Origin of the sequence: Escherichia sp. MR, assembly GCF_005280595.1 — a bacterium.
GTDB classification, from domain to species: domain Bacteria; phylum Pseudomonadota; class Gammaproteobacteria; order Enterobacterales; family Enterobacteriaceae; genus Escherichia; species Escherichia ruysiae.
In genome coordinates, this window is the sequence record NZ_SZVK01000077.1 from 1 (window position 1) to 11,054 (window position 11,054).

Annotated in this window: 11 protein-coding genes and 1 other annotated feature; of the genes, 5 read left to right on the plus strand and 6 right to left on the minus strand. The window is 49.3% G+C overall.

Annotation, left to right across the window (positions count from 1 at the left end; translation table 11 throughout):
• Nucleotides 1-62 precede the first annotated feature (62 nt).
• Both FC814_RS21075 and FC814_RS21080 read right to left on the minus strand, forming a co-directional pair.
• On the minus strand, nucleotides 63-578 hold the full coding sequence (locus FC814_RS21075) for a YfiR family protein (protein ID WP_137326421.1): 516 nt from the start codon (nucleotides 576-578) through the stop codon (nucleotides 63-65).
• Between the two features lie 150 nt (nucleotides 579-728).
• Nucleotides 729-1,094, minus strand: a complete 366-nt coding sequence (locus FC814_RS21080; protein WP_000976011.1) for a DUF2799 domain-containing protein — start codon at nucleotides 1,092-1,094, stop codon at nucleotides 729-731.
• A gap of 209 nt (nucleotides 1,095-1,303) precedes the next feature.
• Here FC814_RS21080 and aroF point away from each other — a divergent pair, with 209 nt between their 5' ends.
• Both aroF and tyrA read left to right on the plus strand, forming a co-directional pair.
• Nucleotides 1,304-2,374, plus strand: a complete 1,071-nt coding sequence (gene aroF, locus FC814_RS21085; protein ID WP_001168056.1) for a 3-deoxy-7-phosphoheptulonate synthase AroF — start codon at nucleotides 1,304-1,306, stop codon at nucleotides 2,372-2,374.
• A 10-nt stretch (nucleotides 2,375-2,384) separates the two neighbouring features.
• Complete coding sequence (gene tyrA, locus FC814_RS21090) at nucleotides 2,385-3,506, plus strand: bifunctional chorismate mutase/prephenate dehydrogenase (RefSeq protein ID WP_000225240.1); 1,122 nt, start codon at nucleotides 2,385-2,387, stop codon at nucleotides 3,504-3,506.
• A 39-nt stretch (nucleotides 3,507-3,545) separates the two neighbouring features.
• Here the strand turns inward: tyrA and pheA are convergent, their stop codons facing one another.
• The 4 genes from pheA to bamD all read right to left on the minus strand — a co-directional run bounded on the left by pheA (nucleotide 3,546) and on the right by bamD (nucleotide 6,306).
• Nucleotides 3,546-4,706 (minus strand): bifunctional chorismate mutase/prephenate dehydratase, encoded by a 1,161-nt coding sequence (gene pheA / locus FC814_RS21095; protein WP_000200136.1) that lies wholly within the window; start codon nucleotides 4,704-4,706, stop codon nucleotides 3,546-3,548.
• 22 nt (nucleotides 4,707-4,728) lie between these two features.
• Nucleotides 4,729-4,854 (minus strand) — a sequence feature (Phe leader region).
• The gene (gene pheL, locus FC814_RS21100; protein ID WP_001386991.1) at nucleotides 4,806-4,853 is read right to left on the minus strand and encodes a pheA operon leader peptide PheL; all 48 of its coding nucleotides are present in this window, start codon (nucleotides 4,851-4,853) and stop codon (nucleotides 4,806-4,808) included. It overlaps the preceding feature by 48 nt.
• Before the next feature lie 102 nt (nucleotides 4,855-4,956).
• Nucleotides 4,957-5,298 (minus strand): ribosome-associated translation inhibitor RaiA, encoded by a 342-nt coding sequence (raiA, locus tag FC814_RS21105; protein ID WP_000178456.1) that lies wholly within the window; start codon nucleotides 5,296-5,298, stop codon nucleotides 4,957-4,959.
• 270 nt (nucleotides 5,299-5,568) lie between these two features.
• The gene (bamD, locus tag FC814_RS21110; protein ID WP_000197686.1) at nucleotides 5,569-6,306 is read right to left on the minus strand and encodes an outer membrane protein assembly factor BamD; all 738 of its coding nucleotides are present in this window, start codon (nucleotides 6,304-6,306) and stop codon (nucleotides 5,569-5,571) included.
• Between the two features lie 134 nt (nucleotides 6,307-6,440).
• Here bamD and rluD point away from each other — a divergent pair, with 134 nt between their 5' ends.
• The 3 genes from rluD to clpB all read left to right on the plus strand — a co-directional run bounded on the left by rluD (nucleotide 6,441) and on the right by clpB (nucleotide 10,852).
• Nucleotides 6,441-7,421: a 23S rRNA pseudouridine(1911/1915/1917) synthase RluD gene (gene rluD, locus FC814_RS21115; protein WP_000079112.1), complete on the plus strand. Its 981-nt coding sequence runs from the start codon at nucleotides 6,441-6,443 to the stop codon at nucleotides 7,419-7,421.
• Complete coding sequence (yfiH, locus tag FC814_RS21120; RefSeq protein ID WP_000040123.1) at nucleotides 7,418-8,149, plus strand: purine nucleoside phosphorylase YfiH; 732 nt, start codon at nucleotides 7,418-7,420, stop codon at nucleotides 8,147-8,149. The genes rluD and yfiH overlap by 4 nt, the downstream gene beginning before the upstream one ends.
• A gap of 129 nt (nucleotides 8,150-8,278) precedes the next feature.
• On the plus strand, nucleotides 8,279-10,852 hold the full coding sequence (gene clpB / locus FC814_RS21125; protein ID WP_137326422.1) for an ATP-dependent chaperone ClpB: 2,574 nt from the start codon (nucleotides 8,279-8,281) through the stop codon (nucleotides 10,850-10,852).
• The last annotated feature ends 202 nt before the right edge of the window (nucleotides 10,853-11,054 follow it).

The window sequence follows — 11,054 nt, forward strand, 5'->3', positions numbered from 1 at the left end:
GAAAGCGTGCGTATTGCCTGAAAACACAACCCGCTACGGGGGAGACTTACCCGAAATCTGATTTATTCAACAAAGCCCCGAGCGAGCATTAAGACATCCGGGTTGACCTTTACACCACTACGCGATAAGGCATCCAGGTTGACGGCAAATCTGACATCATTATTGTTGATAATCAGACAAAAGGCGCTGCCAATAATGCACTCTGCATTTTGTTCGGCAATTAATAATAACGCCTTAGACGGATATTGTTTGATTAATTCTATCTGGAATGTCGGTGATTCGTTGCCAAAATAAAAACCATTGCAGTCTGAAATCAGTGCTTCTTGTTTGCTGTGAATGATGACGGGCAGATAAGGTAAAGAAGTCGCGCCATTATCTTGTAGGGCGGTACTAAAACGTGAAGATGAAAAAATACATAGCTTTGGCGGGCCAGATAACGCTGGCCAACGAGTGTAGCTGACAATACCGGAAACCATCAGACGCACATTTTTCGCGGCGTTAGTGGTTTCCTGAGCGAGTAATGGTGCACTCGCCAGGAGGGGCATCAGCAGTAAAAATAACCGGTGGGAAAAACGCATTCAGGGATCCTCACCACCGTCACTCGAAATGCATTGATAATTTTTTCAGAATGCTCATTAAAATATCATTCTTTTATGCGGGCGTCATCACGATGAGAATTAAAGTTTGAATGAGTTAAATCTTATGATTAATTTATTGAGGCGCTCCAGTTAATTCAATCGCATCGTGCTGGCATTTTCATCTGCCCCTTTTTGCCATGCTTCATGTAGTTGGTTGGCATTTTCAACATTGTTGCAGCTGGCAGGGAAACTTTTACCGGAAAGCCCTCTGGCATAAGTAAAATCGATTTGGCAGGTTTTCTTTTGTCCTTCGGCATATCCTTTAAGGTATACCCCCCGATCAGCCTGTGAATCGCTAAATGTATCGCGATCTTTTATGGCAATGCCAGATATAGCATCTTCCATACCAACATCATACCAGTCGGTGCTGGTTAAGTTTGGCGCGTGAGTATAAGGATCAATCTGGCAACCACTAACCACCAAAGCCAATAAGGAACCGATAAATTTTTTCATCATTTTCTCTCCTTTTTTCAAAGCATAGCGGATTGTTTTTAATAATGGTGTAAATTTATTTATACGAATTTTGTGGCTTGTAGCTTATTAAAATTGCATGTGTAAAGTAATATTTACGTAATTTGGATTGAGATCTTTACTGGCTGTGTTATCGTTACGTCATCCTCATTGAGGATCAACTATCGCAAACGAGCATAAACAGGATCGCCATCATGCAAAAAGACGCGCTGAATAACGTACACATTACCGACGAACAGGTTCTGATGACCCCGGAACAGTTGAAGGCCGCTTTTCCATTAAGCCAGCAACAAGAAGCCCAGATTGCTGATTCGCGTAAAACTATTTCAGATATTATCGCCGGGCGCGATCCTCGTCTGTTGGTGGTGTGTGGTCCTTGTTCCATTCATGATCCTGAAACCGCTCTGGAATACGCTCGTCGATTTAAGGCCCTTGCCGCAGAGGTCAGCGATAGCCTCTATCTGGTGATGCGCGTCTATTTTGAAAAACCCCGTACGACTGTCGGCTGGAAAGGGTTAATTAACGATCCTCATATGGATGGCTCTTTTGACGTCGAAGCCGGCCTGCAAATCGCGCGTAAATTGCTGCTTGAACTGGTGAGCATGGGGCTTCCGCTGGCGACGGAAGCGTTAGATCCAAATAGCCCGCAATACCTGGGCGATTTGTTTAGCTGGTCGGCAATTGGTGCTCGTACCACGGAATCGCAAACGCACCGTGAAATGGCATCCGGGCTGTCTATGCCGGTTGGTTTTAAAAACGGCACCGATGGCAGTCTGGCAACGGCAATTAACGCCATGCGCGCTGCTGCCCAGCCACACCGTTTTGTTGGTATTAACCAGGCAGGGCAGGTTGCGTTGCTACAAACTCAGGGGAATCCGGACGGACATGTGATCCTGCGTGGCGGTAAAGCGCCGAACTACAGCCCTGCAGATGTCGCGCAATGTGAAAAAGAGATGGAACAGGCGGGACTGCGTCCGTCTCTGATGGTAGATTGCAGTCACGGTAATTCCAATAAAGATTATCGCCGTCAGCCTGCGGTGGCAGAGTCCGTGGTTGCCCAGATTAAAGACGGTAATCGCTCAATTATTGGTCTGATGATCGAAAGTAACATCCACGAAGGCAATCAGTCTTCCGAGCAACCGCGCAGCGAAATGAAATACGGTGTATCCGTAACCGATGCCTGCATCAGTTGGGAAATGACCGATGCCTTGCTGCGTGAGATTCATCAGGATCTGAACGGGCAGCTGACGGCACGCGTGGCTTAAGAGGTTTATTATGGTTGCTGAGTTGACCGCGTTACGCGATCAAATTGATGAAGTCGATAAAGAGCTGCTGAATTTATTAGCGAAGCGTCTGGAACTGGTCGCCGAAGTCGGTGAGGTGAAAAGCCGCTTTGGACTGCCTATTTATGTCCCGGAGCGTGAGGCATCTATGCTGGCCTCGCGTCGCGCTGAGGCGGAAGCCCTGGGTGTACCGCCAGATCTTATTGAGGATATCCTGCGTCGGGTGATGCGGGAGTCCTACTCCAGCGAGAATGATAAAGGTTTTAAAACGCTTTGCCCTACGTTGCGCCCAGTGGTTATCGTCGGTGGTGGCGGTCAGATGGGGCGCTTGTTCGAGAAGATGCTGACCCTATCAGGTTATCAGGTGCGGATTCTGGAGCAACATGACTGGGAACGTGCAGCTGATATTGTTGCCGATGCCGGAATGGTGATTGTCAGTGTGCCGATTCATGTGACCGAACAGGTTATCGCCAAATTACCGCCTTTACCGCAGGATTGTATTCTGGTCGATCTGGCATCGGTGAAAAATGGACCGTTACAGGCCATGCTGGCGGCACATGATGGTCCGGTGTTGGGACTTCACCCGATGTTTGGCCCGGACAGCGGCAGTCTGGCGAAGCAGGTGGTGGTCTGGTGTGATGGACGCAAGCCAGAAGCATATCAATGGTTTCTGGAGCAAATTCAGGTTTGGGGCGCGCGGCTGCATCGGATTAGCGCCGTCGAGCACGATCAGAATATGGCGTTTATTCAGGCACTGCGCCACTTTGCCACTTTTGCTTATGGTTTGCATCTGGCAGAAGAAAATGTTCAGCTTGAGCAACTTCTGGCGCTCTCTTCGCCCATTTACCGCCTTGAGCTGGCGATGGTCGGGCGACTGTTTGCTCAGGATCCGCAGCTTTATGCCGACATCATTATGTCGTCAGAACGTAATCTGGCGTTGATCAAGCGTTACTATAAGCGTTTTGGCGAGGCAATTGAGCTGCTGGAGAAGGGGGACAAGCAGGCGTTTATCGACAGTTTCCGCAAGGTGGAAAACTGGTTTGGCGATTATGCGCAACGCTTCCAGAGTGAAAGCCGCGTGTTATTGCGTCAGGCGAACGACAGTCGCCAGTAGTCATCTTGTGCCGGGGAGGCATCACCCGGCACGATTTCATCACGCCGGGTCAACAGGCACTACATTCTCACTTGGGTAACAGCCTAATACCTTCATCGAACGGGTAATTTCACCTAACTCTTTCAATGCTTTTTGCATTTCCGCTGATTCAAGATTGGCCTGAATATCCAGATAAAACATCTCTTCCCACGGATTACCGTGAATCGGGCGTGATTCCAGACGGGTCATAATCAGATTATGGTTACGCAGTACCAGCAATGCTTCTACCAGTGCACCAGCTTGTTGTCCGGTCGCCATTAATAATGTGGTTTTTGCCGGAACCTGGTCAGACACGTTAATCGCTTTACGTGCCAGCACCACAAATCGGGTGAAGTTTTGTCGCTGATTTGCCTCAATACGTTCCAGTACCTGTAAACCGTACAAAGTGCCGCCTGCCTCGCTCCCCAGTGCAGCAACATGCGGTGATTTTGCCTGTGCAACCTTTTCCATCGCCGCAGACGTACTTTCGGTATATTCAATCTTCCAGTGCGGGTAACGATTAAGAAATTTACTGCATTGCTGGAACGGCTGTGGATGGCTGTAGACTGTGGTGATGGTTGATAAATCTGTAGTACCAGAAACCAGCAGGCAGTGATCGATGGTCAGCGTCATCTCGCCAACAATCGATAAGCTGGTATGTTGTAGTAGATCGTAAACGTCGTTTATGGCACCTGAACTGGTATTCTCAATCGGTACTACCGCATAGTCGGCCTGACCGGTTTCCACCTGATTAAAAATATCAGCAAATTTTGCGCAACCGCTTTCAATAAATTGTTCGAAATGGCGGGCAGCGTACTGACGTGCGGCAAGGTGTGAATAGGAACCTTTAGGGCCGAGAAAAGCAATACGTGCTGAATGTGGATTAATTTTATTGAGATGCTGCTGGAGCAGTGCCTGCTGAGTTAATACGGAATCTTCAATGATGAGCTGGAACAGGCGAGTAATGTAATGGGCGTCCAGATGGTGCGTTTTACCGAGCGTAATTAATCTTTCCAGTAAATCGCGTTCACGATCAATATCACGCACGGGGCGATGAGAGAGCAGTTTGGCTTTTCCCACCTCGACAGCCAGTTCACGCCGCTCTGCCAGTAACGCCAGTAATTTTTCATCCAGCGCGCTGATTTTCTCGCGCAGCGCCAGTAATGGGTTTTCCGATGTCATAGTGTTGCCTTTTTTGTTATCAATAAAAAAGGCCCCCCGGTTTGGGAGGCCTTATTGTTCGTCTTCGCATTCTGTTTCACACGACGAAACGCCTCCCATTCAGGGGAAGGTAAAAAAGAATGCGAAGAAGAACGGCGTGTGTTTCATGTTTGTTTCCTTAAGCGACTTAAGTACAGTACCTGTACTGTTTTCACGCTGTCAACAAAAAACGCGCCCGAAGGCGCGTTGGCGATACACTCAATATAAAGGACTACTCTTCTTCAACTTCTTCGACGAAGTTGGCGTCTTTCACCGATGTTGCGGCACGACGTGCTTCGCCTTTGTGCTGCAGTTTATTGAGCTGCCGTTCCAGCTTGTTGATCAATTCGTTAATTGCGGTGTACATATCTTCATGTTTACCACTGGCAACCAGAACGCCGTTAGGTGTATTGATTGTGGCGTCAGCAACGAACCCTTGTGGCTCTTTGGACAAAATGATATGTGGATTAATCAGATGTGTTTGCCATTTTTCCAGTTTGGCGAGACGGTCTGCGACATGTTGGCGGATGGCCGGAGTAATTTCCATTTGTTTGCTGGTAATGTTCATTGTCATAAATTTTACCTCTTGTCTTCCCGTCTTGGTGAATTCAGCATACCGTTCCTGATGTCAAAATGTGTGATGGAAATCTCATAATTTTGTCACTTTTTGTCAATGAGGCTTTTTTGTGAGAAATCGCAGGAAGAGGTGTTTTTTTACTTGAGGAATATCTCAAAGCGAGCCATATTTGATGAGATCGGTAGTGACTAAATCGCTTCAGTTTCACAACTGACAGAATAAAAAAACGGCAGCTCAAGGGCTGCCGTTTTGTGTTTCAGGTTTTTGTTATGTATTGCTGCTGTTTGCAGCGATGATTTTCGCTACTTTTTCAGCTTGCGCATTCATCTGCATCTGACGGTATGCATTTTCCATCAGCGGCAGCGCATCACGCGTAGCCTGGGTATCCGGGTAATCGCGCAACATGCCTTCTACACGGTTAACGACGGCAACCCATGCACCACGTTCTGTATAGTACTCAGCAACGGAGTATTCATATTTCGCCAGACGATCTTTCAGGAATACCAGACGTTTGGTGGCATCGGTGGTGTACTGACTGTTCGGATAGCCGCGAACCAATTTGGAAAAGTCACTAAACGCAGCTCGTGCATGTTGAGGATCGCGATCGCTACGGTCAACGCCAAAGAACCCTTGCAGCGCACTGTCATCCAGCGCCATATTGGTCAGGCCACGCATGTACATGACATAATCGATATTCGGATGGGTCGGGTTGAGGCGAATAAAACGATCGATGGCAGCCTGTGCTAACGGCAAATCGGCGTTTTTATAGTAGGCGTAGATGAGATCCAGCTGCACCTGCTGCGAATACGGACCAAACGGATAGCGATTATCTAACGCTTCCAGTTGCGTTATTGCCTGTCTCCAGTTACCGTCCTGCAGCTTTTGTTGTGCAGTCGCGTAAATTTCATTTGGCGGATTATCAGGTACTTCTTCCTTTGACCCCGAGCAACCCGCCAAAAACAGGCTTAGTGTGGCGGCTGCCACCAGATATTTCATGCGCGTCATGACGTTTTGACTTTCCTCAAAATGTAATACGGGAGATTCTCTGTTCCTGCTCCCGGTTAAGACCAGCTACAATAGCACACTATATTAAACGGCAAAGCCGTAAAACCCCAACGATAAACGAAGAAGCAGTATATATGGCACAACGAGTACAGCTCACTGCAACGGTGTCCGAAAACCAACTCGGTCAACGCTTAGATCAGGCTTTGGCCGAAATGTTCCCGGATTATTCACGTTCGCGAATAAAAGAATGGATCCTCGACCAGCGCGTGCTGGTTAACGGCAAAGTTTGTGATAAGCCGAAAGAAAAAGTATTGGGTGGCGAGCAAGTTGCCATCAACGCTGAGATTGAAGAAGAAGCGCGTTTTGAACCGCAGGATATCCCGCTGGATATCGTCTATGAAGATGAAGATATCATCGTCATTAATAAACCGCGCGACCTGGTGGTACATCCTGGCGCGGGTAACCCGGATGGCACGGTATTGAATGCGTTGCTTCATTACTATCCGCCCATTGCTGATGTTCCACGTGCGGGCATTGTCCATCGTCTGGATAAAGACACCACTGGTCTGATGGTTGTCGCAAAAACCGTTCCGGCTCAGACGCGTTTAGTCGAATCTTTGCAACGGCGTGAAATTACTCGTGAGTACGAAGCGGTGGCAATTGGTCATATGACCGCTGGCGGTACGGTGGATGAGCCAATTAGTCGTCACCCGACCAAACGTACCCATATGGCGGTGCATCCAATGGGCAAACCGGCGGTCACTCACTATCGCATTATGGAACATTTCCGTGTGCACACGCGTCTGCGGTTGCGTCTGGAAACTGGACGTACGCATCAGATCCGCGTGCATATGGCGCATATCACCCATCCGCTGGTGGGCGATCCGGTTTATGGTGGTCGTCCGCGTCCGCCAAAAGGGGCTTCGGAAGCATTTATCTCCACGCTGCGTAAGTTTGACCGCCAGGCGCTACATGCAACCATGCTGCGTCTTTATCACCCAATCTCCGGTATCGAAATGGAATGGCATGCGCCTATTCCACAAGATATGGTGGAGCTGATTGAGGTGATGCGCGCCGATTTCGAAGAGCATAAGGATGAAGTGGACTGGTTATGAGTAAACTGATTGTCCCGCAGTGGCCGCTGCCAAAAGGTGTTGCGGCCTGTAGCTCTACTCGTATCGGCGGCGTGAGCTTGCCGCCGTATGACTCGCTCAACCTCGGTGCCCATTGTGGCGATAACCCGGATCACGTTGAGGAGAATCGCAAGCGACTTTTTGCTGCGGGCAATTTGCCTTCAAAACCGGTCTGGCTTGAGCAGGTACACGGCAAAGATGTGCTTAAGCTTACTGGCGAACCCTATGCTTCAAAACGAGCGGATGCCTCTTATAGCCACACGCCCGGTACGGTTTGTGCTGTGATGACTGCCGACTGCCTGCCCGTGCTGTTTTGTAATCGTGCGGGAACGGAAGTCGCCGCCGCTCATGCTGGCTGGCGTGGACTGTGCGCTGGCGTGCTGGAAGAGACGGTTTCCTGTTTTGCTGATAATCCCGAAAACATTCTCGCCTGGTTAGGGCCGGCAATTGGTCCACGCGCGTTTGAAGTGGGGGCGGAGGTTCGTGAAGCGTTTATGGCTGTAGACGCCAAAGCGAGTGCAGCTTTCATTCAGCATGGTGATAAGTTTCTGGCGGATATTTATCAGCTTGCCCGGCAGCGTCTGGCGAGCGTTGGTGTTGAGCAGATTTTCGGCGGCGACCGTTGTACATATACGGAAAATGAGACTTTCTTCTCTTATCGTCGCGACAAGACTACGGGTCGTATGGCAAGTTTCATTTGGCTGATATAACCTAAAGAATCAAGACGATCCGGTACGCGTGATTTTCTTTTCACATTAATCTGGTCAATAACCTTGAATAATTGAGGGATGACCTCATTTAATCTCCAGTAGCAACTTTGATCCGTTATGGGAGGAGTTATGCGTCTGGATCGTCTTACTAATAAATTCCAGCTTGCTCTTGCCGATGCCCAATCACTTGCACTCGGGCACGACAACCAATTCATCGAACCACTTCATTTAATGAGCGCCCTGCTGAATCAGGAAGGGGGTTCGGTTAGTCCTTTATTAACATCCGCTGGCATTAATGCTGGCCAGTTGCGCACAGATATCAATCAGGCATTAAATCGTTTACCGCAGGTTGAAGGTACTGGTGGTGATGTCCAGCCATCACAGGATCTGGTGCGTGTTCTTAATCTTTGCGACAAGCTGGCGCAAAAACGTGGTGATAACTTTATCTCGTCAGAACTGTTCGTTCTGGCGGCACTTGAGTCTCGCGGCACGCTGGCCGACATCCTGAAAGCAGCAGGGGCGACCACCGCCAACATTACTCAAGCGATTGAACAAATGCGTGGAGGTGAAACCGTGAACGATCAAGGAGCTGAAGACCAACGTCAGGCTTTGAAAAAATACACCATTGACCTCACCGAACGAGCCGAGCAGGGCAAACTCGATCCGGTGATTGGTCGTGATGAAGAAATTCGCCGTACCATTCAGGTACTGCAACGTCGTACTAAAAATAACCCAGTGCTGATTGGTGAACCCGGCGTCGGTAAAACTGCCATCGTTGAAGGTCTGGCGCAGCGTATTATCAATGGTGAAGTTCCGGAAGGGCTGAAAGGCCGCCGCGTACTGGCGCTGGATATGGGCGCGCTGGTGGCAGGGGCGAAATATCGCGGTGAGTTTGAAGAACGCTTAAAAGGCGTGCTTAACGATCTCGCTAAACAGGAAGGCAATGTTATCCTGTTTATCGACGAATTACATACTATGGTTGGCGCGGGTAAAGCGGACGGCGCAATGGATGCCGGGAACATGCTGAAACCGGCGCTGGCTCGTGGTGAGCTGCACTGTGTAGGTGCCACAACGCTGGACGAATATCGTCAGTACATCGAAAAAGATGCTGCTCTGGAACGTCGTTTCCAGAAGGTGTTTGTTGCCGAACCAACGGTGGAAGACACCATTGCTATTCTGCGTGGCCTGAAAGAACGTTACGAACTGCACCACCATGTGCAAATTACTGACCCGGCAATTGTTGCAGCGGCGACGTTGTCTCATCGCTATATTGCTGACCGTCAACTGCCGGATAAAGCTATCGACCTGATCGATGAAGCAGCATCCAGCATTCGTATGCAGATTGACTCGAAACCAGAAGAACTCGACCGACTCGATCGTCGTATCATCCAGCTCAAACTGGAACAACAGGCGTTAATGAAAGAGTCTGATGAAGCCAGTAAAAAACGCCTGGATATGCTCAACGAAGAACTGAGCGACAAAGAACGTCAGTACTCCGAGTTAGAAGAAGAGTGGAAAGCAGAGAAAGCATCGCTTTCTGGTACACAGACCATTAAAGCAGAACTGGAACAGGCGAAAATCGCTATTGAACAGGCTCGCCGTGTAGGTGACCTGGCGCGGATGTCTGAACTGCAATACGGCAAAATTCCAGAACTCGAAAAACAACTGGAAGCCGCAACGCAGCTGGAAGGCAAAACTATGCGTCTGTTGCGTAATAAAGTGACCGACGCCGAAATTGCTGAAGTGCTGGCGCGTTGGACGGGGATTCCTGTTTCTCGCATGATGGAAAGCGAGCGCGAAAAACTGCTGCGTATGGAACAAGAACTGCACCATCGCGTTATTGGTCAGAACGAAGCGGTTGATGCGGTATCGAACGCTATTCGTCGTAGCCGTGCGGGGCTGGCGGATCCAAATCGCCCGATTGGTTCATTCCTGTTCCTCGGCCCAACTGGTGTGGGTAAAACTGAACTTTGTAAGGCGCTGGCGAACTTTATGTTCGATAGCGACGAGGCGATGGTTCGTATCGATATGTCCGAGTTTATGGAGAAACACTCGGTGTCTCGTCTGGTTGGTGCGCCTCCGGGATATGTCGGTTATGAGGAAGGTGGCTACCTGACCGAAGCGGTGCGTCGTCGTCCGTATTCCGTCATCCTGCTGGATGAAGTGGAAAAAGCGCATCCGGATGTTTTCAACATTCTGTTACAGGTACTGGATGATGGGCGTCTGACTGACGGGCAGGGGAGAACGGTCGACTTCCGCAATACGGTGGTCATTATGACCTCTAACCTCGGTTCCGATTTGATTCAGGAACGCTTTGGTGAACTGGATTATGCACACATGAAAGAGCTGGTGCTCGGTGTGGTGAGCCATAACTTCCGTCCGGAATTCATTAACCGTATCGATGAAGTGGTGGTCTTCCATCCGCTGGGTGAACAGCACATTGCGTCGATTGCGCAGATTCAGTTGAAACGTCTGTACAAACGTCTGGAAGAACGTGGTTATGAAATCCACATTTCTGACGAGGCGCTGAAACTGCTGAGCGAGAACGGTTACGATCCGGTCTATGGTGCTCGTCCTCTGAAACGTGCTATCCAGCAGCAGATCGAAAACCCGCTGGCACAGCAAATACTGTCAGGTGAATTGGTTCCGGGTAAAGTTATTCGCCTGGAAGTTAATGAAGACCGGATTGTCGCCGTCCAGTAATGATTAAACGAGTCCTTTGGGACTCGTTTTTGTCTATAAGTTAGACGGAAAAGACTATATTTAAGATGTTTTGCCTGAAAAATGAGCGAACGATAAAGTTTTTTTATTTTTCGCTTGTCAGGCCGGAATAACTCCCTATAATGCGCCACCACTGACACGGAACAACGGCAAACACGCCGCCGGGTCAGCGGGGTTCTCCTGA

What these genes read in the sequence shown, in the direction of transcription:
- FC814_RS21075 (WP_137326421.1), bottom strand. Translation starts at nt 578, where the DNA reads ATGCGTTTTTCCCACCGGTTATTTTTACTGCTGATGCCCCTCCTGGCG.
- FC814_RS21080 (WP_000976011.1), bottom strand. Translation starts at nt 1,094, where the DNA reads ATGATGAAAAAATTTATCGGTTCCTTATTGGCTTTGGTGGTTAGTGGT.
- aroF (WP_001168056.1), top strand. Translation starts at nt 1,304, where the DNA reads ATGCAAAAAGACGCGCTGAATAACGTACACATTACCGACGAACAGGTT.
- tyrA (WP_000225240.1), top strand. Translation starts at nt 2,385, where the DNA reads ATGGTTGCTGAGTTGACCGCGTTACGCGATCAAATTGATGAAGTCGAT.
- pheA (WP_000200136.1), bottom strand. Translation starts at nt 4,706, where the DNA reads ATGACATCGGAAAACCCATTACTGGCGCTGCGCGAGAAAATCAGCGCG.
- raiA (WP_000178456.1), bottom strand. Translation starts at nt 5,298, where the DNA reads ATGACAATGAACATTACCAGCAAACAAATGGAAATTACTCCGGCCATC.
- bamD (WP_000197686.1), bottom strand. Translation starts at nt 6,306, where the DNA reads ATGACGCGCATGAAATATCTGGTGGCAGCCGCCACACTAAGCCTGTTT.
- rluD (WP_000079112.1), top strand. Translation starts at nt 6,441, where the DNA reads ATGGCACAACGAGTACAGCTCACTGCAACGGTGTCCGAAAACCAACTC.
- yfiH (WP_000040123.1), top strand. Translation starts at nt 7,418, where the DNA reads ATGAGTAAACTGATTGTCCCGCAGTGGCCGCTGCCAAAAGGTGTTGCG.
- clpB (WP_137326422.1), top strand. Translation starts at nt 8,279, where the DNA reads ATGCGTCTGGATCGTCTTACTAATAAATTCCAGCTTGCTCTTGCCGAT.